Below are 21796 nucleotides of genomic sequence, written 5' to 3'. Positions count from 1 at the left end.
GATCGAAGAAGCCCATGGGGGAAAGGTACGGGACGCGGCGTCCGCCCCGCGGTGGCTTGACGCCGGGGGCGACGACCTCGCGGCCGGGCTCGGGAGGCGGTGATCCGGCCGCCCCCGGCGCCGGACGCCGACCGGACCGGCTGCGGCACGCCGCCCCGGTCTTCGGATTCCGTCGCTCCCGGAGCGGGAAGCGCGGGAAAATTACCAGTTTCCGAGCGATTGCGGCCGTCTTCGGCGGCATTCCATTGCCAACGCGACGGATCGCGCACTAGGGTCGGCACGTCCATGCAGGCGCATGGGGTGCGGCACCCGAAGCCGCGCTGCAACCGCGTCCGCTGAACGGCCTCCCGCGGGCGGGAACCCGAATCCCCGCCCGCGACGGAGGCGCAGCGCCTCGCCGCGAGAACCCGAACCTCTCGCGGCCCGCGGCCGGGAACCCGAAGCTCCCGATCGCTCTCAGGCGCACCACCCGTCCCCCGGAACACCCCCTCCCTGGAGTACCCGCATGTCCCGCACCCCTCTCGGGGGTGACTCCGGAGCGTCCTCGCACGCTCCGGAGCACTTCCGCGCGCTCGCGAGCGCCCCGCCCCTCGATCGCCGCTCGCTCGTGACCGCCGCCGCCTGGAGCGCTCCGGTCGTCGCGATCGCCCTCGCAGCGCCGGCGGCGGCGGCGTCGGAGCCCGCGCCCGCCCCGCCCACCTCCGACTCCACCCTCTCGTTCGACACCCTCTCGAGCTGGGGGACGTGGGGCGCCACGGGCGTCACGGGCGCCGAGACGATCGTCCAGATCCAGAACTGCTGGGCGCACGGCGCCGGAGTCGGAGCGCCGGTCCACGAGCTGAGCGTCGTCGTGCGCTATCCCTCCACAACGACGCTCGAGTCGGCGCCCCTCGCCGTCTCCGGAGCGGGCTGGGCCTTCGTCGCCCGCGCCGCCGACGCGACCGGGGCCGTGGACCTGGTCTTCCGCTGGGCGGGGGACTCCGCTCTGGAGCCCGGCCACTCCACCGCGCAGCTCCGCTACTCCGTCACCGCGCACTTCTCGGCGCCGACGGTCCTGACCGGAACGGCCTCGGCGCCGAACGCCGACACGGTCATCAGGACGGGCGACGGCTCACTCGGCTGACGGCGCACCGCCCGCTGACGACGCAGGCCGCCCACCCGGAGGGGTGGACGGCCTGCGAGGGCACGTTGCCGCCTAGGCGGGCACCCGGACGGTGAGACCGCCGGGCTCGATCCACGTGCGGAACGCCGAGGTCGAGCCGAAGGGGTCGCCGTCGAGCTCGATCTCCTGGGCGCGCTCGAGACGCACGATCAGCTCCTTGCCCTTCACGTAGCGCAGGGCGGCGACCTCCTTGGTGAGGCCCATGAGCTTCTGCCCGACGACGCCGCTGCGGCGCAGCACACCGTTCTCCCAGACCACCTTGAAGATGATCTGCACCCAGCCGAAGAACCCCTCGGGGCGCAGCAGCACGATGTCGAACTCGCCGTCGTCCACGGCCGCGTCCGGCAGCAGGAGGATGTTCGCGGGCAGGGCGCCGCAGTTGCCCACGATGATCGTGTGCGCGCGCACCTTGCGGGCCTTCTGGCCGTCGAGCCGGTAGCGGAACTCGAGCTGGTTCTTGTCCAGCAGGGACTTGCGCAGCGCGTCCACGTAGGCGAGCCAGCCGGCGCGCTTCTTGAGGTCGTCGTCGGTGTTGGCGAGCATCTTCGCGTCGAGCCCGAGACCGGCCATGACGACGTAGGCGCGCCTGTCGCGGCCCTCGCCGGTCTCGATGTCGATCATGCCGATGTCGATCGCGCGGTCCGTGCCCGAGAAGGCCACGGTCAGCGCGTTGTCGATGTCGTCGAGGGTGAGGTTCAGGTTCCGGGCGAGCAGGTTGCCGGTGCCCGAGGGCAGCAGGCCCAGCGGGATCCCCGAGCCGTGCAGCGCCTCGGCGACGACGCGGACCGTGCCGTCGCCGCCCGCCGCGATCACCATGTCGACCCCGGCGTCGAGCGCCTCGCGCGTCTGCCCGGCTCCCGGGTCCTCCACGGAGGTCTCCAGCCAGAGGGTCCCGTCCCAGCCGGCGGCCTCCTCAGCGCGCGTCACCGCGGCCTTCAACGGCTCCAGATCGACCTTGACGGGGTTGTAGATCAGGGCGGCGCGTCGCTGCTCAGTCATCGGAGCCGTCCTCGCCGTCCTCGACGCGCCCCGGGCGCACGGCGGCGTCCTCGCGGATGTCGATGCGGGTGTCGCCCGCCTCGGTCGTCGAGACGTCGATGCGCGGTGCGGCATCCGCCTCGGTCGCCTGCGGGGCGCTGGTCAGCTGGTCTCGGCGATCGTCCGCCGTCTGGTCGCTCATCCCCGGAAGCTAGCAGGGCGGGTGCTGAACGCGCGCGGGCTTGCGCCGCGCCCTCCTCACCGTCGCGAGCGCGCGGCCTCGAGGCCCCAGAGCACCAGCGGGACCTGCAGCGGCAGGCGCAGGAGGGTGATCGCCCGGGTCCGCGGACGTCGCGCGTCGCGCGCCATCTGCACGTTGCCGGGGAACACGGCCGCCATCAGCGCGGCCGAGGCGAGGCCGCCGATCCTCCGCGTGGACGGCCGCAGCATCGCCGCGGCGCACGCGAGCTCGGCGACGCCCGAGACGAGCACCCAGGCGCGGGCCGACCCCGGCATCCCCCGTGGCACGACGGCGTCGAAGGTGCGCGGATGCGCGAGGTGCGCGACTCCGGACACCGCCATGGCCGACGCGAGAACCCGCGGCCCGGCGCCGAGTCGTGCGGCGCGCGACCTCACCGGCCCTGCGCCCCGCGCTCGAGCGGAGCGACGTGGTCGAGGATCCGCCGCCACTCGCGCACCAGGGCGAGACGGCCCGTTCCGGCCACGCTCGCGGTGCGCGCGTCGGCGAGGCGCCCGCGGAACCAGCGCCCGTCCTCGGTCCCCGCGACCGGGTCGTGCTCGCCGTTCACGATCAGCACCGACGCGGTGACCGCGTCGAGCTCGTCGGCCCAGCTCCCGTCGCGGAGCGCGGCGAGATCGGTCGCGGCTCCCAGCGGGCCCTGGCGCCAGCCCTCGCCGAGCATCCGCTCGAGCCGGTTGCGCAGACCGAGAGTGCCGGCCAGCACCGGATCGTCGGGATCCACGCCGAGCGCGGTCAGATCGGGCGTGCCCTCCGGCAGGGTCCCCGCCAGGGTCACGGCCCCCTCGCCGGGCAGCACGTCGCGGCGCTCCCAGGCCGTGGTCGGCTGCACGAGCACCCCGGCCTGGGGCGGCGCTGGGGTGCCGACGATCGCGAGGCGGTCGACGAGATCGGGGTGCCGGGCCGCGAGCGAGAGGGCGAACGCGCCCCCGGAGCCCCAGCCCACCACGCCCACGCTGCCGAACTCGGCCCCGTCGATGATCCGCGCGGTCCGCTCGGAGCGGCGGAGGTACTCGGCGAGGTCGTCGGCCCGGTCCTGCACGCGGGCGTGCCGCGGATCGACGGGGTCGGAGGCGCCGTAGCCCGGGCGGTCGAGGATCATCAGGTGCAGGCCCCAGGGACCCGTGACGAGGGGATCGGGGTCGAAGCCGCCCGCCCCCGGTGTCGGGTGGCAGAGCACGACCAGGCGATCGGCGACCGGGTCGCCCGCCGCCGACACTCCGATGCCGCGACCCGACCGCAGCTCGAATCGATGGTTCGCCATGTGACCTCCCCCGGGCGCGCCGACGATCGGCGACCCGCCCAGTCAAGCGGAGAACGCCCGGCGCCCGCTGGCCCTTGACCGCGGAGCAGGTGCCTCCCGTGCCGCTGCGGCGTATCGTGACGCCATGGCTGATCAACGACCGATCGGATACTGGCTGACCCTGGTGGAGCGCCTCGTCGACGAGCGCTTCGCCGTCACCCTCGAGGAGCACGGCGTCACGCGCCGGCAGTGGCAGCTCCTGCAACAGCTGCAGCGCGGACCGTCGGCGCTCGCCGAGCTCGACAGAGCCCTCGCCCCGTTCCTCCGGGCGCCGACCGCCGAGGACCCGGCGGGGGAGTCGGCGGCCGAGCAGCTCGCCGAGCTCCTCGAGAGCGGCTGGGTCGTCGTCGAGTCCGAGCTCTACGCGCTCACCGAGCGGGGCGGAGTCGCGACCGCGCGGCTCGAGGAGGTGGTCGCCGAGCAGCGCTCGGCCGCCACCGCGGGGGTGGGCGACCAGGAGTACGCCGTCACCGTCGCGACGCTGCGCACGATCGCCGGCAACCTCGGCGCGGTCGAGGCGTCCTGACACGTCGATCCGGTGCCCGCTACCCCCTGCCGCTCGACGCGGTCGGGGGGCAGAGTGAGAGCCTCGGCGCCCCGCCGAGACGAAGGGAGAGCAGCATGAGCAGCGACCGCACCACCGACGAGGACGTCGAGAAGACCGAGGAGCTCCCCGACGGCACGGGGACCGACACGTCCGAGGGTGGCGGCGACACCGACACCGTCTCGGGCGGCGACGCCGACGACGAGTAGTCCTCGAGCGACGACGAAGAAGGGGCGAGCCGGCATCCGGCTCGCCCCTTCTCGCGGTCCCGGCGGGACCGGCGTCCGCCGATCAGATCAGCGGGCCGTCCGTCTCGCTCGTGCGACGCGTGACCTGCTCGCCGCTGGCCGGGTCGACGGCCGAGCGGGTGGTGGCGACGGCCTGGCGGCGGCGCGTCATCAGGACCAGGCCCAGGATCAGGCCCACCAGTCCGGCGGCCATGAGGATGTAGCCGATCAGCGTCAGGTCGACGCCGGCCAGCTGGACGTCCACGGCGAAGGCCAGGACCGCGCCGACGACGAGGAGGAAGATGCCTGCTCCGATGCTCATACGTGCTCCTTCTGACGACCGCCGGTCGGCGCGGGGGCGCACGAGGGCACCGGCGTGCGATCGCCCCACGGTAGTGCGCGCCGGTCGCCCACCGGAGGCCCTTCCGGTGACGGGCGCGGGGGTGTAGGACTCAGGAGATCCTCAGCATGACCCTCGTGCGGTCACCGCGGCTGACGAGGCGCTCGATGACCATGAAGACGCGGTACTCGAGCCGGTACTTCCCCAGGAACACCCGCCCGAGCCGTTCCACGGTGTCCTCGTCCGAGACGATCCGGGCGCTCGCCTCGACGACGGCGGCCCCCTCCTTCACGCGGCCGCGGCGGTCGCACGGAACCAGCGTCACGCGCGGGTCGTTGCGCAGGCGCTTCACCTTGCCGCTCGCGCGCGGAGTGGTGACGATCAGGTCGTCGCCGTCCCGCGCGATCCACACGGGGGTCGAGACCCCGACGCCGGTCTTCCGGAAGGTCGTGAGCGAGACGAAGGAGGCGCTGGACAGGTCCGCCAGGGCGGGGGAGAGGGTCATCCTCGAACAGTAGGGGCGCGCGCGGCCGACTCCGCACGCCTCGCCGAGCCTCCGGGTCGGGCTCGGGCGGCGCACGTAGTGTGGAGGCATGACCGACCCGACGCCCCTGATCGGTCCGACCGAGGCGCCCGAGCTGCACGTGATGACCTACAACATCCGTCGGCGCATGCCGCGCCTCACCTCGCGGGCGATCGACCTCTGGGACCGTCGGCAGCCGCTGGTGCGGCGCCTGCTCGAGACCGAGCGCCCGGCGATCCTCGGAGTGCAGGAGGCGCTGCCCGATCAGGCGGCCTTCGTGCAGGACGTGCTCGGCCCCTCCTTCGAGGGCATGGGCTTCGGTCGCGATCCCGATCGCGGAGGGGAGCGCGTGATGCTCTTCGTCGACCGACGCCGCTTCGCCGTGCGCCACTGGTCGCAGATCGCCCTGTCCGACACCCCGGACGCCGCCGGATCGCGCAGCTGGGGCAACCGGATCCCGCGCACGGCGGTGATCGCCGAGCTCGTCGACCACGCGACGAACCGCGAGCTGACCGTCGTGTCGACCCACTTCGACCACCTCTCGCGGAACTCCCGGCTGCACTCGGCCCGGCTGCTGGCCGAGCGGGTCGTCGCGCTCGACCGTCCGGCGATCGTCATGGGCGACGCGAACACCGACGCCGGCTCCGCCCCTTACCGCGCATTGCTCGACGGCGGCCGGCTCGCCGACTCCTGGGTCGTCGCGGGCCGGCACCTGACGCCCGGGTGGGGCACCTACTCCAACTACCGTGCTCCGCGCCCGGGTCGGCGCATCGACTGGCTGGCGGTGACCGCCGGCGCCTTCGAGGTCGTCTCGACGGGCGTCAACGCGGTCCGCTACGACGGGGCCGCCGCCTCCGACCACGAGCCGGTCCAGGCCGTGCTGCGGTTCACGGCACCGTGAGCGCCGCCGTCCTCGTCGACACGTTCCTCCAGCCGCCGCGCACCCGCGGCGAGTGGTTCGCGGACGCCGTCCGGATGCTGGGAGCGGCGAGCATCGTCGCGGCGGCCGTCGGCTGGGGCGTCGTCGACGTCGCCGTGTTCGCGCTGTCGTCGATCGGGCTCGTGCTCACGCGCTTCCTCGGCATCCGGCCGGCGCTCGACGCGGCGTTCGGCGTCTCGCTCCTCGTCGCCTCCTGGAGCAGCGTGCTCGAGCTGTACCGGGCGTGGGCGGCGTGGGACCTGGTGGTGCACTTCACCCTGAACGGGCTGGCGGCCGCGGTCGCGTACATCGTCGCGGCGCGGGCCGGAGTGGTCCCGACCGTGGCGGGGGAGCGCGGGCCGCTCGCTCCGGCGATCGTGCTCTGCGCGTGCTTCGGCACGACGGCGGGAGTGCTGTGGGAGTGGGGCGAGTGGGCGGGCCACCGCTTCGTCGACGAGTCGATCTTCGTGGCCTACGAGGACACGCTCGCCGATCTGGCCGCGGGGGCGCTCGGCTCGATCCTCGCCGGAGCGCTCATGCGGTACTGGTCGGCGAAGAGCCGGGTGCCGGCGCGGGAGCACGCCGCCGCCCTCTGAACCACGGCGCTCGAGGGCCCGTGCTGCTCAGGGCGCCACGGTCCTCAGCGCCTCGAGCACCAGGGTCCGCGCCGGGCTGCCCCGGCTCGAGCGGCGCCAGGCCGCCGAGACGACCCGCGTCGAGACCGGGTCCACGGCGGGGACGGCGACCACCGCCTCCGGCAGCGGCTCGCGGCCGAGGCGCGGCACGAGCGCCACGGCGGCCCCCGCCTCGACGAGCGCGATGTGGGTGCTGAAGTCCTCGTCGTAGTAGGCGATGTCGGGCAGGCGTCCGGTGCCGGCGAAGGTGCGCAGCAGCCAGGCGTGGCAGATGGCCCCCGCCGGGATGCTCACCCACGTCTCGTCCGCGAGACGGCTCGGAGCGAGCGCCGGGCTCGAGGCCAGCGGGTGCCCCCGGTGGATCAGGACGTCGGCCCGATCCTCCAGCAGCGTCTCGGTCTCGATCGACGAGGGGAGCTCGAGCGAGAGCCCCGGCCAGTCGTGCAGCACCGCGAGATCGGCGGCGCCGCGCTCGAGCCGCTGCGCCGCCTCCCACGGGTCGAGCTCGTCGAGCGTGATCCGGAGTCCCGGGGCGCGCTCGCGGATCACGGCCAGCGCCGGCACGAGCAGCCCGCGCATCGCGGTCGAGAACGCGGCGATGCGCAGCGTGCCGGTCACCTCCTCGGCGGGTGTCGCTCCCAGGTGCTCGAGCGCCTCGAGCTCGGCCAGGAGGCGCTCTCCGCGGTCGGCCAGCGAGCGCCCGTGCTCGGTGAGGAGCACCGAGCGCCCCGCGCGCTGGGCGACCGCGCCGCCCGACTGCCGTTCGAGCCGCTTGAGCTGCTGCGACACGGCGGACGGAGTGAATCCGAGCGCCTCTGCCGCCGCGGCGACGGTGCCGCAGTCGCGCACGGCGATCAGGGCGCGGAGGGCCGAGGGCTCGATCATGAACGCACGCTACCGGGTCGGCGGTAGCGACCTGCGCTGGTGCTGTCGAATCGGGTGCGCTTGTCTGGAGCCATGACCCGCCGGCACACCCTCCTCGCCCTCCTCGTCGTGCTGCTCTGGGGGCTGAACTTCGTCGTCATCGACGTGGGTCTGGTCGACGTGCCGCCGCTGCTGTTCCTCGCCCTGCGCTTCGTCGTGGTCGCCGTGCCGGCCGTGTTCCTCGTGCCCCGGCCGAGCGCGCCGTTCCGCAGCATCGCCGTGATCGGCCTCTTCATGAGCCTGGGCCAGTTCGCGCTGCTCTACCTCGCCCTCGCCCTCGGCATGCCCGCCGGGCTCGCCTCGCTCGTCCTCCAGGCGCAGATCGTGCTGACCGTGGTGATCGCGTCGGTCGCCCTTCGCGAGCGGCCCACTCCCCGCCAGGTCGCCGGGCTGCTGGTCGGCGTCGCCGGACTCGTGGTCGTGGCGGTCTCGCACGGGGCGAGCGCCCCGTGGCTGCCGTTCGTCGTGACCCTCGCCGCCGCGCTGTCGTGGGCCATCGGCAACGTGCTGACCCGCCGCGCGAAGGGCGCCTCCGGCCTCTCGCTCGTCGTGTGGTCGGCGCTGGTGGTGCCCGTTCCCGCCCTGCTGCTCTCCCTGCTGGTCGACGGCCCGCAGACGGTGGCGAGCGCGCTGTCGAGCCTCTCGGTCGCCGCGATCCTCAGCACGCTCTACACCGCGGTGTTCGCCTCGCTCGTCGGCTACGGCATCTGGAACTCGCTCCTCGCCCGCTACCCGGCGGCGTCGGTCGTGCCGTTCACCCTCCTGGTGCCGGTGATCGGCGTGCTCTCGGCCTGGGCGCTCCTCGGCGAGGCGCCGTCGATCGGCGAGCTGATCGGAGGCGCGGTCATGGTCGCGGGGCTCGCCGTCGCCACGATCCGCCGGACCCGCCGCGACCCGCTCCTGGCCGCCGTCGGTCCTGCGGCGTAGCGTTCGCATCATGTGCGGACGATTCGCGATGGACTCCACGACCGACGAGCTGATCCGGGAGTTCGTCGCGGCCGGCGGGAGGGCCGCCGACTGGGCGCCCGATCTCAGCGTGGCCCCGACCGACTCCGCGCCGATCGTGCGCGAGCGCCGGCACGACGACGACGTGCAGCGCGAGGTCGAGCTCGCGACCTGGGGCTTCACGCCCTCGTGGGCGAAGGGGAAGGGTCCGTCGCCCATCAACGCCCGGCTCGAGTCGGTCGCGTCGAACGGGCTCTTCCGCAGCGCCTTCGCCAAGCAGCGCGCGATCGTGCCGATGCGCGGCTACTACGAGTGGGAGGCGCGCGCCGACGGCAAGCAGCCCTGGTTCCTGCACGGGGAGGAGCCGATCCTGGCGGCGGCCGGCCTCTACACGGCGCGCAAGGAGGGCGAGGAGTGGCGGGTCTCGTTCACGATCATCACCCGAGAGGCGCGCGACGCCTCGGGCGAGGTGCACGACCGGATGCCGGTCTTCCTCACCCCCGACGTCCGGGACCAGTGGCTGCGCCCCGAGCCGCTCGACTCCGCGGAGGAGATGCTCGCGACCCTCGATCGCGCCTCGGTCGCGATGGCCTCGACGATCACGGCGTACCCGGTCGACCGGCGGGTCAACAACTCCCGCACGGTCGACCGGCACGACCCGTCGGTGCTGGAGCCGATCGAGCTCTAGCGGGTCGGGGCCTCAGGCAACAGTTCTCGAGCCTCAGGCGTCATGCCGTTCCGGCATGACCCCGCGGCGCAGCCGCTGAAAGAGGATGTCCGGGTCGTGTCGGATCATGCCGTTCCGGCATGACCCCGCGGCGCAGCCGCTGAAAGAGGATTTCCGGGTCGTGTCGGATCATGCCGTTCCGGCATGACCCGGAAACGGCTTGCCGTTCAGGTGCACCTCGCCCGGGGGCACTTCGACGTCTCCGACGTCGTCCGGTCCGCCCGTGCCGGGCACGGCCTTGACCTCGGCCTCGCCCGAGACCTCGGTCGCGCTCTCGTCCGGAGCGCTGTCCTGCTTCGCCGCGGTCTCGCGCTCGCTGCCGGGCGACTCCGTCATGTCCTTCTCGATGGTCTCGCTCTCGCTCGACGTCGGCGCCGCTGCTCCCTCGGGCTTCCCGATGGTCGACCCCTGGTCCTCGAGGGTCGATCCGTGGTCGTCGTCGTGCGTCGATCCCTGGCCGTCGTGGTGCGTCATGCTGTTCCCTCCGTTGGATGGTCTCGACGCTACGTCCGCCCCCGCAGGCGGGGCACCCGCTTGACAGCGTCCCGTGGCCCCTACGGCCCGCAGGCGCGACGTACTACCCTGGAGCGACGGTCGCACCGGGGGGCGCGGCAGAAGCCGCAGCACCCACCGCGCGAGGAGGAACCCCGTGGCATCGCACCGAACGGGCGAGACCCGTGTCGTCGGAACGACGGTCGGCGACCGGTACACGATCGAGGAGCTGATCGGCCGCGGTGGCATGGCGACCGTCTACCGCGCGCGCGACGAGATCCTCGGCCGCTCGGTGGCCCTGAAGATGTTCGCGGCCGGCATCGACGACGCGCAGGACCTGCAGCGCAAGTCGTCCGAGATCCGTCTGCTCGCTGCTCTCAACCACCCAGCGCTGGTCACCCTGTACGACGCGCACGACGGCGGCGACGACACGGGGGGGGCAGGCCTACATGGTCATGGAGCTCGCCGAGGGTCCGAGCCTGTCCGAGCGGCTCGCCACCGGCCCGGTCGCTCCCAACGACGTCGCCGCGATGGCCGCCGATCTCGGTGAGGCGCTGCACACGGTGCACGCCGCCGGAGTGGTCCACCGCGACGTGAAGCCGTCGAACGTCCTGCTCGTGCCGAGCCCGCTCACGAGCCGCGAGTTCCGGCCCAAGCTCGCCGACTTCGGCATCGCCTACCTGATCGACGCGACCCGCATCACCTCGCCGGGCACCCTCATCGGCACCGCCGCCTACCTCAGCCCGGAGCAGGCCCACGGGCAGCCGCTCACCGCGGCGAGCGACATCTACTCCCTCGGACTGGTGCTGCTCGAGTCGCTCACCGGCAAGCGCCCCTTCACGGGCACCGCGATCGAGGTCACGCTCGCGCGCCTGCTGCGCGACCCCGAGGTGTCGGCGTCGCTGGGCAGCGGCTGGTCCGGGCTCCTGGGCGCGATGACCCGTCGCGAGCCGGAGGAGCGCCCGACCGCGCTCGAGGTGGCCGAGTCGGCGCGCAAGCTCATCGACCCCCGCCGCGACGGGCCGCCGACGGCGATCGTCCTGCCCGATGTCCCGCCGACCGCGGTGCGCACCGAGCCGGTCGGCACCACCGAGGTCATCGGCGCGACCGAGCTCATCGGCACCACCGAGCTGATCGGCACGACCGCCGACGCCACCGCGGTGTACCCGGTGCACGAGCGCGCGACCGGAGCCACGTCCGTGCTGCCCTCCGGCACGGGGACGACCCCCGCACCCGTCGCCGGTGCTCCGGCGACCGCCGCCGTCCCGCTCCGCCGCGCTCCGCAGCGCCGGGGCGGACCCAATCCGTGGCTGCTGGTGCTGGTGCTGGCTCTGGTGGCGATCGCCGTGGGGCTCGCCGTCGTGCTGCTCGGCGGCGACCAGCAGACGCCGCTCCCCGCCGTCGACGGCGAGCTCGGCGAGCACCTGCAGCGCCTGCGCGAGAGCATCCGCTCGTGATCGCGCGCCGCTCCTGGCCCGCCGCCGTCCTGGCCGCGGTCCTCGTCCTCTCGGGCTGCTCCGCGTCCGACTCCTCGATCGACGACGCCACCGCGCAGACGCTCGACGACGCGGTCGTCGCCGTCGCGGAGCGGGCCTCCGTCGACGACTTCGCCGGCGCCCTGAGCGAGCTCGAGGCCCTGCAGGCCGCTCTGAACGCCGCTCTCGAGGCCGGCAGCGTGACCGCCGAGCGCGCCTCGGCCGTCCAGGCCGAGATCGAGGCGGTGCGGAGCGACCTCGCGGCCGCGATCGCCGCGGTCCCGACTCCCGCCCCCTCTCCCGAGGAGACCCAGGAGGAGGAGCCCGCCGAGGAGGCTCCCCTCGAGGAGGCCCCCGCCGAGGAGGAGCCCGCTCCGGTCGAGACCGAGGATGCTCCCTCTCCGGTGCCGGAGGAGACCGCTCCCGTCGAGGAGGAGTCGCCCGAGGAGGAGGCTCCGGACCCCGCGGTGTCGGAGCCCGCCGAGGAGCCGCCGGCCGAGGAGCCGCCCGCCGGGGAGTCGCCGGGCAACGGCACCGGCGGAAACGGCAACGGCGGCAACGGCGGCAACAGTGGCAACTCCGGCAGCTCCGGCGACTCCGGCAACAACGGGAACGGCAACGGCAACGGGAACGGGAACGGCGGGGGCTGATCGCCCCCGCCCACTCCGACGTCAGTCGTTCGTCGCGACCACCGCGAAGCCGGCGTCGAGGTCGACGTCCACGTCGGTGCCGTCCTCGCGCGTGACCTCGACGTCGTAGGCGTGGTCGGCGTCGTCGCTCCGCTCGGCCTCGGTCACGGTGCCCGTGCCGACGGCCGCCAGCGCGGCCTCGGAGGCGCGGGCCAGCTCGTCGCCGGTGAGGTCGTCGGGGTCGACGGCCCCTGCGGGAGCGGCGGGGGCCTCGGAGGCGTCCGAGGCGGTGCCCGCGGAGCCGCCCGCGACGGCGCGGTCGTCGTCGTCCGCGTCCGCGGACAGCACCTCGAAGGACTCGTCGAGCCGCACGTCGTACTCGAGCCCGTCGTCGCCGCGCAGCTCCAGCTCGTAGCCGGGCACGCCGTCGTCGTCGCGCTCGGCCGACGTCACGGTGCCGCCGCCGATCTCGGCGAGCGCGGCCTCGCTGGCCCGGTCCAGATCCGCTCCGGTCAGCCGGTCGGACCCCTCGAAGCCGTCGGTCGCGGCGTAGGCGATCCCGGTGCCGACTCCGAGGAGCACGAGGACTCCGGCCGCTCCGGCGATGATCGTCGTCTTCTTCTGCATGATGATCGGCTCCTTCTCCGGCGCCGTTCCTCGACGCCGTGACCACTCTCGCGAGCCACCGCTGAAGCCAGCCTGAAGCGCGGGACCGTGCGCGCGCGGGCCGACGCCGCCACCCGGGTCGGCGCAGCCGCGACTGATCCGAGCTCAGCGCTCCCGGGGTATCCGCATCGCCACGCGCGCCCCGCCCAGCGGCGCGTCCTCGATGGTCACGGTCCCGCCGTGCGCCCCCGCGATCTCAGCCACGATCGCGAGCCCCAGCCCCGATCCTCCGGCGTCCCGCGCGCGCCCCTCGTCGAGCCGCACGAACCGGCCGAGCACCCGCGAGCGCTCGGCCACGGGGATCCCCGGGCCGTCGTCGTCCACCACGATCAGGGCCCCGTCGCCGTCGGCCCGCGTCGCGAGAGCGATCCGCGCCGAGCGGTGCCGCACCGCGTTGTCGACCAGGTTCCGCAGCGCCCGCGAGAGCAGGACCTCGTCGGCGACGGCCTGCACGGGCGAGACGCCGCTCGCGTCCACCTCGACGCCCGAGTCGCGCAGCCGCCGCACCTCGCGCAGCGCCAGGTCGTCGAGGTCCACCGGCGCCCCGGCGATCGCGAGCCGCGCCTCGTCGGCGCGGGCGAGCAGCAGCAGTCCCTCGATCAGCCCGCCCATCCGCACCGACTCCTCGGCGACGGTCGTGGCGAGCCGGGCGGAGTCGAGGCGGTCGGGATGCGCGAGCGCCACCTCCGCGGTCTGCCGCAGTGCCGCGACGGGGGAGCGCAACTCGTGCGAGGCGTCCGAGACGAAGCGGCGCTGCCGCTCCTGCGCGCTCTCGAGACGCTCGAGCATGCGGTTGAGGGTGCGCGCGAGCCGATCGATCTCGTCGCCCGAGCCGGGCTCCGCGACCCGGCGGTCGAGCTCTGCGGCGGTGACCGCCTCGGCCTCGGCGCGCATCCGGTCGACGGGGCGCAGCGCCCGCCCGACGACCACCCAGCAGAGGGCCGCGACGAAGGCGACGAGCAGCGGGACCGCCACGGCGAGCAGCGCGATCGTGGTCGCGACCGCCTCGGCCCGGCCCTCGTCCGGCACGCCGACCACCACCAGCGACCCGTCGTCGAGCTCCTGCGCGGCGACGACCAGCGGATCCTCGTCGTCGACGGCCACGGTGACGGGGTCCTCGCCCTCCTCGGTCGCCAGCGCCGGCAGGTCCTCCGCGTCCTCGCCCGCCGCGACCACCCGGCCGTCGACGACGAGCTGCACCACTCCCTCCGACGCGCGGACCGCCTCCGCTCCGCCGCTCCCGACCAGGGAGACCACGCGTTCGGCCTCCGTCTCGGCCGCCGTCGAGGCGCTCGCCGCGAGGACCCAGGAGAGCACCAGGGTGAACACGACGCCGCCCAGCACGCCCGCGAGCGCGACCACGGCGGCGGCGGCGAGCGTGATCCGGGTGCGCACGCGCCTCACGGGGCGACCAGCGAGTAGCCGGCGCCGCGCTGCGTCCGGATGGTCTCGACTCCGAACGGCCGGTCGATCTTGTTGCGGAGCGTGCGGACGTAGACCTCGACGATGTTGGGGTCGCCGTCGAAGTCGAAGTCCCACACGGCGCCGAGGACGTCGCGCTTGGAGACCACGTCGCCGGCGCGCGAGACGAGGTACTCGAGCACGCTGAACTCCCGCGCGGTCAGCGGGATCGGCACGCCGCCCCGCTCCACGCGCCGCGAGGCCGGATCGAGCATCAGATCGCCCACCACCCGGACGACGGGCCGCTCGGCCGCGCCCCGGCGGATGAGCGCCCGCAGCCGGGCGACGAGCACGGGGAACGAGAAGGGCTTGGTGAGGTAGTCGTCGGCGCCGGTGTCCAGCGCCTCCACCTGGTCCAGGTCGCCGTCCTTGGCGGTCAGCATCAGGACGGGCGTCCAGTCCTCGGCGGCGCGCAGGCGCTCGCAGACCCGGAACCCGCTGACATCGGGGAGCATCAGGTCGAGCACGATCGCCGCGTACTCCGCCTCCTGCGCGAGCCAGAGGGCGTCCGTGCCGGTGGTGGCCGTGTCGACCGCGAAGCCCTCGGCCTCGAGCCCCGTCTCGAGCGCGCGCAGCAGGTTGATCTCGTCGTCGACGACCAGGATGCGGATGGCGTCCTCCGAGCACGTCCCGCGACGCAGCGCGGCTCGGGCCAGGCTACGACCGCCGCGCTGAAGCCCGGCTGAAGCGCGATCCTGGAGTCCGCGACGACCGGTCCACCTCCCGTCCCCCTCGGTGCGGTAGAAGTGTCCGGTGACTCCGCCCGCCTCCCTCGCCCGCCGCCTCGGAACCGGCGACGCCGTCGTCATCGGACTCGGCTCCATGATCGGAGCGGGCGTCTTCGCCGCCTTCGCCCCGGCGGCCGCGGCCGCCGGCCCGTGGCTGCTGGCGGGTCTCGCCCTCGCGGCGCTCGTGGCCTTCGCGAACGCGTCCTCGTCGGCGCAGCTCGCAGCGCAGTACCCGCGCTCGGGCGGCACCTACGTCTACGGCCGGGAGCGCCTGGGCGAGTGGCCCGGCTTCCTCGCCGGCTGGGGGTTCGTCATCGGCAAGACAGCCAGCTGCGCGGCGATGGCCCTGACCTTCGCGGCCTACGCGGCGCCGACCGGCTGGGAGCGGCCGGTCGCGGTGCTGGCCGTCGCCGCTCTCGTCGGTGTCAACGCGCTCGGCGTGACCCGCACCGCGCTCGCCACCCGGATCATCGTCGCGATCGTCCTGGCCGTGCTGGCGCTCGTGGTCGTCGCCGCCCTCGCCTCCCCGCCCTCGACGGCACCGGCGACCGGCGGAGTCGGCACGATCGGCCCGCTCGGAGTGCTGCAGTCGGCGGGCCTGCTCTTCTTCGCCTTCGCCGGCTACGCCCGTATCGCCACGATGGGCGAGGAGGTGCGCGACCCCGCGCGGACGATCCCGCGCGCGATCCTCGGGGCCCTCGCACTCGCCGTCGTGGTCTACGCCGTCGTCGGGGCCGCGCTGCTGCTCGCGCTCGGGCCCGAGCGCCTCGCGAGCTCGACCGAGCCCCTCGCCGAGGCCGCGGCGGTCTGGCCGTGGACCGGACCGGTCGTCCGGATCGGCGCCGCCGCCGCGTCGCTCGGGGCCCTGCTCGCCCTGATCGCCGGCATCGGCCGCACGAGCCTGGCCATGGCGCGCGAGGGCGACCTGCCCCGGATGCTCGCGCACGTGGATCCGGTGCGGCAGGTGCCCCGCCGGGCCGAGATCGTGCTCGGCGCCGTGGTGATCCTGCTCGTCTCGGTCGCCGATCTGCGGTCGGCGATCGGCTTCTCGTCGTTCGGCGTGCTGCTCTACTACCTGGTCGCCAACGTCGCGGCGCTCACGCAGGAGCGCGACGCCCGCCTCTACCCCCGCATCGTCGCGATCGGAGGGGCGCTCGGCTGCGTCCTGCTCGTCGCGACCCTGCCGCTGCCGTCGATCCTCGCCGGCGCGGCCGTCTTCGCGGTCGGAGCGGCGTACCGGCTGATCCGACTCCGGATCGCCGGGCGGGCCCGCGCGGCCGGGGAGTGACTCCCGGCCGTCGCGCGCTCACTCGTCGCGGTCGGTGTACTCGCCCTCGGCGTCGGAGTCGGGTCCCGCCGTGTCGGTGTCGACGTAGCTGCCCTCCTCGGTCGACGTCTCCTCGTGCACCGAGGTGTCCACGTAGCTGCCCCGGTCGTCGGTGGCGGTGTGCGAGACGCCGTCGGTCGAGGTGTACTCGCCGTCGGGGGTCTCGGTCGTGTTCGCGGTCTCGGCCGCGTGGCGGCCCCGTCGCGCCTCGGTGGCGGTACCGGGGGTCTCGTCGTCGTGTGCCATGGCGGTTCCTCGCTTCGTCGCGTCCGAGGCGCACCGGTCGGCCGCCTCGAGTCGAGGGAACTCCATCCCGCCGCGCGGTGCAAGGCGTTGCGCCTGCACATCCGTGCCGGTGCGCGCCGACCGCACGACGACTCCGCCGCCCGGCGCAACTCCTAGCCGCCCCCGGATCGCGCGCCTAGCGTGACGGGCATGAGCATCCCCACCCGCACCCGCTGGAGCGTCATCGGCCAGCTCGGCCCGCTGTTCGACGACGGCGGCCCGATGCTGCTCGTGGAGGCGCGGTCGGCGTTCGGGCGTCGGCCGATGCACCGCGCGAAGGCGCAGCTGTGGCTCTCGGCGCTGCGGCACCGCGCCCGCGAGCTCGGCGACCGCGTCGAGTACGTGCGCGCCGAGACGTTCGCCGAGGCGCTCGAGGGCCGCGACGACCTCGAGGTGATCGATCCGCCCACCCGCGGCGGCCGCCGACTGGCCCGGCGACTGGGCATGAGCGTGCTCCCCAGCCGCGGCTTCGTGACCGAGGAGGAGGACTTCCGCGAGTGGGCGCTCGCGCGGGCCGGCTCGCGGCTCCTGCTCGAGGACTTCTACCGGTGGAGCCGCGAGCGCACCGGCGTGCTGATGCGCGGCGACCAGCCCGAGGGCGGACGCTGGAACTACGACCACGACAACCGACAGCCGCCGCCGAAGGGCGCGGCGAGGCTCGGGCTGCCGGATCCGTGGTGGCCGGTGGAGGACGACATCGACGAGGAGGTCCGCGCGGATCTCGCGCGGTGGGAGCACGAGGGAGCCGTGCACCTCGTCGGCGAGGACGGTCCTCGGCGCTTCGCCGCGACTCCCGCCGAGGCGCAGGAGGCGCTCGCCGATTTCGCGTCCTCGCGCCTGCAGGACTTCGGCCCCTACGAGGACGCCATGCTCTCGGGCGACTGGACGATGGCGCACTCGCTGCTGAGCGCCCCGATGAACCTGGGCCTCCTGGACCCCCGCGAGGTGATCGACGCCGTCGTCGCCGAGCACGCCGCCGGAGGTGCACCGCTCGCGGGCGTCGAGGGCTTCGTCCGGCAGATCATGGGCTGGCGCGACTACGTCTGGCACCTCTACTGGCACCTGGGCCCGGAGTACCGCACGCGCAGCAGGGCCCTCGGCGCCTCCGCCCCGCTGCCCGCCGCGCTGCTCGAGCTCGACCCGTCGGGCATCGAGGCCAACTGCCTGCACGAGACGCTGGACGACGTTCGTCGTCACGGCTGGGCGCACCACATCCAGCGCCTGATGGTGCTCGGCAACTGGGGCCTCCAGCGCGGCTGGGATCCGGCGGAGCTGAACGACTGGTTCGTCGACGTCTTCGTCGACGGCACGGAGTGGGTGATGCCGGCGAACGTCATCGGCATGTCCCAGCACGCCGACGGCGGCGTGGTGGCCACGAAGCCCTACGCCTCGGGCGGCGCCTACATCAACCGCATGTCGGACTACTGCGGCGGCTGCCGGTTCGACCCGAAGGTGCGGCTCGGCGAGAACGCGTGCCCCGTGACGGCCGGCTACTGGGCGTTCCTCGACCGCGTCGAGCCGGTCCTGCGCACCAACCACCGCATGGCGCAGCCGCTCGCCGGACTCCGCCGGCTCTCGGACCGCGCGGCCGTCGTCGACCAGGAGCGCCTGCGCGAGTCGTACTGAGCGCCTGCGCGAGTCGTACCGGCGCCTGAGCGTCACGCCCGGAGGAACACCGACACCGTGACCGCGACGGTCACCACCGTGGGACCGTCGCGCCCGGCCAGTGCCGCGTCGAGCACCGCCGCGTCCACGTGGTGGGCGCTCGGGCCCATCAGCACCTCGGCGCGCAGCTCGGCCGGCGACATCGACACCTCGTAGTCGAGCTCGCGGCGCTCGGCGAGCGAGAACCCGGCGAGCTGCTCGTCGAGCCGCTCGGCCTTGCCCGCGTCGATCCCGAGCATCCCGAAGACCGGGCGGATCTCGTGCAGGTGCCGCTCGCGCGGGGTGACGACGACGGCCGTCCCTCCCGGCCGCAGCACGCGGAGCATCTCGGGGGCGTTGCGCGGGGCGAAGACGGTGAGCAGCGCGTCGGCGCAGCCGTCGGCCAGGGGGAGGGGCTGCCAGAGGTCCGCGGTCGCGATCGCGGCGCGGGGGTGCGCCCGAGCGGCGCGGCGGGCGGCCGGCGCCGAGAGGTCGAGTCCGAGTCCGCTCGCGTCCGGATGCGCGTCGAGGACCGCGGCGAGGTACGCGCCCGTCCCGCAGCCGAGGTCGACGACGAGTCGCGCACCGCCCGGCACCGCGGCCGCGACCGCGTCCTGGATCCTGCGGTAGTGCCCGGAGCCGAGCAGCTCCTCCCGCGCCTGCACCATCGCGGCGGTGTCGCCGGACGTCGCGTGCCTCCCGCGCAGGAGCGAGACGTAGCCCTGCCGGGCGATGTCCGCGCTGTGCCCGTCCGCGCAGCGCAGGAGCGAGGGCCGGGGCAGCGCGTCGGGGGCGAGTCCCGCCCCGCACACCGGGCAGGCGAGCGCGGGCAGCACCGCCGATCCGGGCACCTCGGCCGGATCGAGGGGGTGCGCGCTCACGCGGCGGCCCGGTCGTGCAGGGCGGCCGATCGGTCCCGCATCGCCGTGACACCGGAGTTGACCGTCGCGATCACCGGCACCGCGAAGAGCGCGCCGGCCAGCCCCGCCACCTCGAGTCCGGTGGCCACACCGAGCACGACGGCGAGCGGATGCACCTTCACCGCCGAGCCGAGGATCAGCGGCTGCAGCACGTGCCCCTCGAGCAGGTGCACCACGATCACCACGCCGATCATGACCAGCGCCGCCACCGGCCCGATGAAGAGCAGCGCGACCAGCGCCGCGAGCGCTCCGGTCACGATCGCGCCGAGGAACGGCACGAACGAGCCCAGGAACACCGTCACCATGATCGGCACGACGAGGGGGAGCTGCAGGGCGAGCGCTCCGATGCCGATGCCGGTCGCGTTGATCGCGGCGACGCCGAGCTGCGCCCGCACGAACTGGGTGAGCGCCTCGAAGCCGGCCGCGGCGCCCGTGAGCAGCGGCGCCCGGGCCGGGAGCGGCAGCAGGCGCAGGGCCCACGACCAGATCCGCCGCCCGTCCAGCAGCAGGAAGATCAGCGAGAAGAGGGTGAGCAGAGTGCCGGCGAAGACCTCGGCGACCTGCGAGCCGACGGCGAGGGCTCCGGAGGCGAGGGTCGCGGCCTGCGCGTCGGCCCAGGTGATCGCGCTCTGCGCCCAGTCGCTCAGCTGCACCTGCGTGAATCCGAGCTCCCGCACCCACTCCTCGACGTCGTCCACCGCGTCGAGGGTGCGCTGCCCGATGCCGCCGAAGCCGGCGCGGGCCTGCACGACGACGAGGGCGATCAGGCCGGCGAGCGCCAGCAGCAGCGTGAGGATCGAGACGAGCACGGCGAGCCCGCGCGGCAGGCGCAGGCTCTCGAGCCGGTCGCGCAGCGGAGTCAGCAGGGCGGTCAGGAGCAGCGCGACGAGCACCGGCACGACGACGACCGGGACGAGGGAGACCAGCTTCACGACGAGCCAGAGGACCGCGGCGACCGCGAGCACCCGCCACGACCAGGCGGCGGCGATGCGCAGGCCGGGGGTGACGTCGTCGGCGTCGGAGCGATCGGGAGCGGCGCCGACGGCCGGAGCCGTCGCGGACGAGCCGAGACTCCGCTCGTTCCTCCGGCGTCCTCGCATGACCCCTCCCCGTTCCCTCGCAGTGTACGGCGGGGCGCGCGGGCGGGGCAGGGAGGGAGCCGAGGGTGCCGCCGCGATGCGGCGATTCGACGGATCCGGTTGCAGAACCTGATGATCACTGACTGAATGGGTGCATCATGCCCCGATCGACGACTGTTTTCGAACGCGACGCCCCCTCCTCCTCCGCGATCGACTCCTCCCTCTCCGGCTCCCGCCACGGCGTCTTCTGGCTCGAGGTCGCCCCGGCGCCCCCTCCGCGGCTGACCGGCGCGAGCCGTGCCGACCTCGTGATCGTCGGCGGGGGCTACACCGGCCTCTGGAGCGCACTGCGGGCGAAGGAGCGCGAGCCCGACCGCCGGGTCGTCCTGCTCGAGGCCCGTTCGATCGGCTGGGCCGCGTCCGGTCGCAACGGCGGTTTCGTCGAGTCGAGCCTCACCCACGGACGCGAGAACGGCCTGGCGCGCTGGCCCCGGGAGGCCGACCAGCTCGAGCGTCTGGGCGTCGAGAACCTCGACGGGATGCAGGAGGCGATCGAGACCCACGGCATGGACTGCGACTTCGAGCGCACCGGCTCGCTCTCGGTGGCGACCGAGGAGTACCAGGTCGCCGGGTTGGCGGAGGCCGACGGGGTCGCGGGTGCGCGCTTCCTCGACGCCGCCGGCATCCGCTCCCTCGTCGACTCGCCCAGCTACCTCGCGGGACTGGTGGTGCCCGCCGAGCAGTGCGCGCTCGTGCACCCCGGGAAGCTCGTGCGCGAGCTGGCCCGCGTGGCCGAGGAGCTCGGCGTCGAGATCCACGAGGGCAGCCGGGTTCTGGGCCTCGAGCGGACCCCGGCGGGCGTGCGGGTGCGCACCGCGGAGGGATCCGTCGACGCGGCCCGCGCGATCCTCGGCACGAGCGCCTTCCCCTCCCTCCTCGCGCGCACGCGCCTGATGACGGTGCCCGTCTACGACCACGTCCTGATGACGGAGCCGCTCGACGCCCGGCAGCTCGACGCGATCGGCTGGCGGGGGCGCGAGGGAGTCAGCGATGTGGCCAACCAGTTCCACTACTACCGCCGCACCGCCGACGACCGGATCCTCTGGGGCGGCTACGACGCGGTGTACCACCCGGGCGGACGCATCCGCTCGCGCTACGAGGACCGCCCCGAGACCTACCGCGCCCTCGCCTCTCACTTCCTCACGACGTTCCCGCAGCTCGCGGGCGTCCGCTTCAGCCACCGCTGGGGCGGGGTCATCGACACCAGCACGCGGTTCGCGGCGTTCTACGGCACGGCACTGGGCGGCCGGGTCGCCTACGCGGCGGGCTACACCGGGCTCGGAGTCGGCACGACGGCCTTCGCGGCGGACGTGCTGCTGGACCTCCTGGCGGGGCGGCCGACCGAGCGGACCGAGCTCGAGATGGTGCGCTCGAGGCCGCTGCCCTTCCCGCCCGAGCCCTTCGCCACGGTGGGCATCCAGGCGACCCGCTGGTCGCTCGACCGCGCCGACCACGACGGCGGGCGCCGCAACGTGCTCCTGCGCTCGCTCGACGCGCTCGGCCTCGGCTTCGACTCCTGAGGTCGCGCCGCCGCCGGACCCGTC

General features: G+C 74.3%; 27 protein-coding genes. 13 read left to right on the top strand and 14 right to left on the bottom strand.

The annotated features are described in order from the left end of the window. Positions 1 to 505: 505 nt before the first annotated feature. Positions 506 to 1123 carry a hypothetical protein gene (locus NB037_RS08320; RefSeq protein ID WP_251945039.1) on the top strand — a complete coding sequence of 206 codons (618 nt, stop codon included), beginning with the start codon at positions 506 to 508 and terminating at the stop codon, positions 1121 to 1123. A gap of 72 nt (positions 1124 to 1195) precedes the next feature. Here NB037_RS08320 and NB037_RS08315 read toward each other — a convergent pair whose 3' ends face one another. Genes NB037_RS08315 through NB037_RS08300 form a run of 4 tightly spaced genes read right to left on the bottom strand, consistent with a single transcriptional unit; the run spans position 1196 to position 3663 of the window. Then, the gene (locus NB037_RS08315) at positions 1196 to 2161 is read right to left on the bottom strand and encodes a diacylglycerol/lipid kinase family protein (protein ID WP_251945037.1); all 966 of its coding nucleotides are present in this window, start codon (positions 2159 to 2161) and stop codon (positions 1196 to 1198) included. Further along, entirely contained in the window at positions 2154 to 2342 is a 189-nt protein-coding gene (locus NB037_RS08310) for a multidrug transporter (protein ID WP_251945034.1), read from the bottom strand. Before NB037_RS08310 ends, NB037_RS08315 begins: the two co-directional genes overlap by 8 nt. A 56-nt stretch (positions 2343 to 2398) precedes the next feature. Then, positions 2399 to 2722 (bottom strand): DoxX family protein, encoded by a 324-nt coding sequence (locus tag NB037_RS08305; RefSeq protein ID WP_251945031.1) that lies wholly within the window; start codon positions 2720 to 2722, stop codon positions 2399 to 2401. Positions 2723 to 2772: 50 nt separating this feature from the next. Continuing rightward, positions 2773 to 3663, bottom strand: coding sequence for an alpha/beta fold hydrolase (locus NB037_RS08300; protein WP_251945028.1), 891 nt, complete (start codon positions 3661 to 3663; stop codon positions 2773 to 2775). A gap of 124 nt (positions 3664 to 3787) precedes the next feature. Between NB037_RS08300 and NB037_RS08295 the strand changes: the two genes are divergently transcribed. Further along, entirely contained in the window at positions 3788 to 4228 is a 441-nt protein-coding gene (locus NB037_RS08295; protein ID WP_251945026.1) for a MarR family transcriptional regulator, read from the top strand. 95 nt (positions 4229 to 4323) lie between these two features. Then, a complete protein-coding gene (locus NB037_RS19520) occupies positions 4324 to 4455 on the top strand; it encodes a hypothetical protein (protein ID WP_278250006.1) in 132 nt (43 codons plus the stop codon). 82 nt (positions 4456 to 4537) lie between these two features. On the opposite strand, the gene NB037_RS08290 is transcribed toward NB037_RS19520, so the two are convergent. Then, entirely contained in the window at positions 4538 to 4795 is a 258-nt protein-coding gene (locus NB037_RS08290; RefSeq protein ID WP_207403130.1) for a DUF6458 family protein, read from the bottom strand. Positions 4796 to 4925: 130 nt separating this feature from the next. After that, positions 4926 to 5318 carry a PPOX class F420-dependent oxidoreductase gene (locus NB037_RS08285; RefSeq protein ID WP_251945023.1) on the bottom strand — a complete coding sequence of 131 codons (393 nt, stop codon included), beginning with the start codon at positions 5316 to 5318 and terminating at the stop codon, positions 4926 to 4928. Positions 5319 to 5406: 88 nt separating this feature from the next. Between NB037_RS08285 and NB037_RS08280 the strand changes: the two genes are divergently transcribed. Further along, positions 5407 to 6237, top strand: coding sequence for an endonuclease/exonuclease/phosphatase family protein (locus tag NB037_RS08280; protein ID WP_251945020.1), 831 nt, complete (start codon positions 5407 to 5409; stop codon positions 6235 to 6237). Continuing rightward, entirely contained in the window at positions 6234 to 6851 is a 618-nt protein-coding gene (locus NB037_RS08275) for a DUF2238 domain-containing protein (protein ID WP_251945018.1), read from the top strand. The genes NB037_RS08280 and NB037_RS08275 overlap by 4 nt, the downstream gene beginning before the upstream one ends. A gap of 27 nt (positions 6852 to 6878) precedes the next feature. Here the strand turns inward: NB037_RS08275 and NB037_RS08270 are convergent, their stop codons facing one another. After that, positions 6879 to 7775, bottom strand: coding sequence for a LysR family transcriptional regulator (locus tag NB037_RS08270; RefSeq protein WP_251945015.1), 897 nt, complete (start codon positions 7773 to 7775; stop codon positions 6879 to 6881). Between the two features lie 72 nt (positions 7776 to 7847). Between NB037_RS08270 and NB037_RS08265 the strand changes: the two genes are divergently transcribed. Together NB037_RS08265 and NB037_RS08260 are read left to right on the top strand one after the other, a co-directional pair. Then, entirely contained in the window at positions 7848 to 8741 is an 894-nt protein-coding gene (locus tag NB037_RS08265) for an EamA family transporter (RefSeq protein WP_251945012.1), read from the top strand. A 28-nt stretch (positions 8742 to 8769) separates the two neighbouring features. Next, on the top strand, positions 8770 to 9447 hold the full coding sequence (locus NB037_RS08260) for an SOS response-associated peptidase (protein ID WP_251945008.1): 678 nt from the start codon (positions 8770 to 8772) through the stop codon (positions 9445 to 9447). Positions 9448 to 9615: 168 nt separating this feature from the next. Here the strand turns inward: NB037_RS08260 and NB037_RS08255 are convergent, their stop codons facing one another. After that, positions 9616 to 9960 (bottom strand): hypothetical protein, encoded by a 345-nt coding sequence (locus tag NB037_RS08255; protein ID WP_251945005.1) that lies wholly within the window; start codon positions 9958 to 9960, stop codon positions 9616 to 9618. 175 nt (positions 9961 to 10135) lie between these two features. Here NB037_RS08255 and NB037_RS08250 point away from each other — a divergent pair, with 175 nt between their 5' ends. The 3 genes from NB037_RS08250 to NB037_RS08240 are packed head-to-tail and all read left to right on the top strand — an operon-like array spanning position 10136 to position 12103. Then, complete coding sequence (locus tag NB037_RS08250; RefSeq protein WP_251945002.1) at positions 10136 to 10528, top strand: protein kinase domain-containing protein; 393 nt, start codon at positions 10136 to 10138, stop codon at positions 10526 to 10528. After that, the gene (locus tag NB037_RS08245; RefSeq protein WP_251944999.1) at positions 10428 to 11435 is read left to right on the top strand and encodes a serine/threonine-protein kinase; all 1008 of its coding nucleotides are present in this window, start codon (positions 10428 to 10430) and stop codon (positions 11433 to 11435) included. Before NB037_RS08250 ends, NB037_RS08245 begins: the two co-directional genes overlap by 101 nt. Then, a complete protein-coding gene (locus NB037_RS08240; protein WP_251944996.1) occupies positions 11432 to 12103 on the top strand; it encodes a hypothetical protein in 672 nt (223 codons plus the stop codon). Before NB037_RS08245 ends, NB037_RS08240 begins: the two co-directional genes overlap by 4 nt. A gap of 21 nt (positions 12104 to 12124) precedes the next feature. Here the strand turns inward: NB037_RS08240 and NB037_RS08235 are convergent, their stop codons facing one another. From NB037_RS08235 to NB037_RS08225, 3 genes are all read right to left on the bottom strand, one after another. Beyond that, positions 12125 to 12709: a PepSY domain-containing protein gene (locus NB037_RS08235; RefSeq protein WP_251944993.1), complete on the bottom strand. Its 585-nt coding sequence runs from the start codon at positions 12707 to 12709 to the stop codon at positions 12125 to 12127. A 144-nt stretch (positions 12710 to 12853) separates the two neighbouring features. Next, on the bottom strand, positions 12854 to 14143 hold the full coding sequence (locus tag NB037_RS08230; protein WP_251944990.1) for a HAMP domain-containing sensor histidine kinase: 1290 nt from the start codon (positions 14141 to 14143) through the stop codon (positions 12854 to 12856). 5 nt (positions 14144 to 14148) lie between these two features. Then, positions 14149 to 14820, bottom strand: coding sequence for a response regulator transcription factor (locus NB037_RS08225; RefSeq protein ID WP_251945040.1), 672 nt, complete (start codon positions 14818 to 14820; stop codon positions 14149 to 14151). 142 nt (positions 14821 to 14962) lie between these two features. Between NB037_RS08225 and NB037_RS08220 the strand changes: the two genes are divergently transcribed. After that, positions 14963 to 16225: an APC family permease gene (locus NB037_RS08220; protein WP_251944988.1), complete on the top strand. Its 1263-nt coding sequence runs from the start codon at positions 14963 to 14965 to the stop codon at positions 16223 to 16225. An 18-nt stretch (positions 16226 to 16243) separates the two neighbouring features. Here the strand turns inward: NB037_RS08220 and NB037_RS08215 are convergent, their stop codons facing one another. Then, the gene (locus NB037_RS08215) at positions 16244 to 16510 is read right to left on the bottom strand and encodes a hypothetical protein (protein WP_251944986.1); all 267 of its coding nucleotides are present in this window, start codon (positions 16508 to 16510) and stop codon (positions 16244 to 16246) included. A gap of 189 nt (positions 16511 to 16699) precedes the next feature. Here NB037_RS08215 and NB037_RS08210 point away from each other — a divergent pair, with 189 nt between their 5' ends. After that, positions 16700 to 18175, top strand: coding sequence for a cryptochrome/photolyase family protein (locus NB037_RS08210; protein WP_251944984.1), 1476 nt, complete (start codon positions 16700 to 16702; stop codon positions 18173 to 18175). 32 nt (positions 18176 to 18207) lie between these two features. Here the strand turns inward: NB037_RS08210 and NB037_RS08205 are convergent, their stop codons facing one another. Together NB037_RS08205 and NB037_RS08200 are read right to left on the bottom strand one after the other, a co-directional pair. Then, positions 18208 to 19074, bottom strand: a complete 867-nt coding sequence (locus NB037_RS08205; protein WP_251944982.1) for a methyltransferase domain-containing protein — start codon at positions 19072 to 19074, stop codon at positions 18208 to 18210. Further along, a complete protein-coding gene (locus tag NB037_RS08200) occupies positions 19071 to 20213 on the bottom strand; it encodes an AI-2E family transporter (RefSeq protein WP_251944980.1) in 1143 nt (380 codons plus the stop codon). Before NB037_RS08200 ends, NB037_RS08205 begins: the two co-directional genes overlap by 4 nt. A 137-nt stretch (positions 20214 to 20350) precedes the next feature. On the opposite strand from NB037_RS08200, the gene NB037_RS08195 reads away from it, so the two are divergent. Continuing rightward, positions 20351 to 21772, top strand: coding sequence for an NAD(P)/FAD-dependent oxidoreductase (locus NB037_RS08195; RefSeq protein ID WP_251944977.1), 1422 nt, complete (start codon positions 20351 to 20353; stop codon positions 21770 to 21772). Positions 21773 to 21796 lie beyond the last annotated feature (24 nt).

This window comes from Rathayibacter rubneri (assembly GCF_023743255.1).
In the GTDB taxonomy this organism is placed as follows: Bacteria; Actinomycetota; Actinomycetes; order Actinomycetales; family Microbacteriaceae; genus Rathayibacter; species Rathayibacter rubneri.
This window is presented reverse-complemented; position numbering and strand designations above follow the sequence as displayed.

What these genes read in the sequence shown, in the direction of transcription:
- NB037_RS08200 (WP_251944980.1), bottom strand. Translation starts at nt 20,213, where the DNA reads ATGCGAGGACGCCGGAGGAACGAGCGGAGTCTCGGCTCGTCCGCGACG.
- NB037_RS08320 (WP_251945039.1), top strand. Translation starts at nt 506, where the DNA reads ATGTCCCGCACCCCTCTCGGGGGTGACTCCGGAGCGTCCTCGCACGCT.
- NB037_RS08305 (WP_251945031.1), bottom strand. Translation starts at nt 2,722, where the DNA reads ATGGCGGTGTCCGGAGTCGCGCACCTCGCGCATCCGCGCACCTTCGAC.
- NB037_RS08315 (WP_251945037.1), bottom strand. Translation starts at nt 2,161, where the DNA reads ATGACTGAGCAGCGACGCGCCGCCCTGATCTACAACCCCGTCAAGGTC.
- NB037_RS08280 (WP_251945020.1), top strand. Translation starts at nt 5,407, where the DNA reads ATGACCGACCCGACGCCCCTGATCGGTCCGACCGAGGCGCCCGAGCTG.
- NB037_RS08265 (WP_251945012.1), top strand. Translation starts at nt 7,848, where the DNA reads ATGACCCGCCGGCACACCCTCCTCGCCCTCCTCGTCGTGCTGCTCTGG.
- NB037_RS08290 (WP_207403130.1), bottom strand. Translation starts at nt 4,795, where the DNA reads ATGAGCATCGGAGCAGGCATCTTCCTCCTCGTCGTCGGCGCGGTCCTG.
- NB037_RS08245 (WP_251944999.1), top strand. Translation starts at nt 10,428, where the DNA reads ATGGTCATGGAGCTCGCCGAGGGTCCGAGCCTGTCCGAGCGGCTCGCC.
- NB037_RS08255 (WP_251945005.1), bottom strand. Translation starts at nt 9,960, where the DNA reads ATGACGCACCACGACGGCCAGGGATCGACGCACGACGACGACCACGGA.
- NB037_RS08235 (WP_251944993.1), bottom strand. Translation starts at nt 12,709, where the DNA reads ATGCAGAAGAAGACGACGATCATCGCCGGAGCGGCCGGAGTCCTCGTG.
- NB037_RS08300 (WP_251945028.1), bottom strand. Translation starts at nt 3,663, where the DNA reads ATGGCGAACCATCGATTCGAGCTGCGGTCGGGTCGCGGCATCGGAGTG.
- NB037_RS08215 (WP_251944986.1), bottom strand. Translation starts at nt 16,510, where the DNA reads ATGGCACACGACGACGAGACCCCCGGTACCGCCACCGAGGCGCGACGG.
- NB037_RS19520 (WP_278250006.1), top strand. Translation starts at nt 4,324, where the DNA reads ATGAGCAGCGACCGCACCACCGACGAGGACGTCGAGAAGACCGAGGAG.
- NB037_RS08260 (WP_251945008.1), top strand. Translation starts at nt 8,770, where the DNA reads ATGGACTCCACGACCGACGAGCTGATCCGGGAGTTCGTCGCGGCCGGC.
- NB037_RS08270 (WP_251945015.1), bottom strand. Translation starts at nt 7,775, where the DNA reads ATGATCGAGCCCTCGGCCCTCCGCGCCCTGATCGCCGTGCGCGACTGC.
- NB037_RS08295 (WP_251945026.1), top strand. Translation starts at nt 3,788, where the DNA reads ATGGCTGATCAACGACCGATCGGATACTGGCTGACCCTGGTGGAGCGC.
- NB037_RS08285 (WP_251945023.1), bottom strand. Translation starts at nt 5,318, where the DNA reads ATGACCCTCTCCCCCGCCCTGGCGGACCTGTCCAGCGCCTCCTTCGTC.
- NB037_RS08310 (WP_251945034.1), bottom strand. Translation starts at nt 2,342, where the DNA reads ATGAGCGACCAGACGGCGGACGATCGCCGAGACCAGCTGACCAGCGCC.
- NB037_RS08210 (WP_251944984.1), top strand. Translation starts at nt 16,700, where the DNA reads ATGAGCATCCCCACCCGCACCCGCTGGAGCGTCATCGGCCAGCTCGGC.
- NB037_RS08195 (WP_251944977.1), top strand. Translation starts at nt 20,351, where the DNA reads ATGCCCCGATCGACGACTGTTTTCGAACGCGACGCCCCCTCCTCCTCC.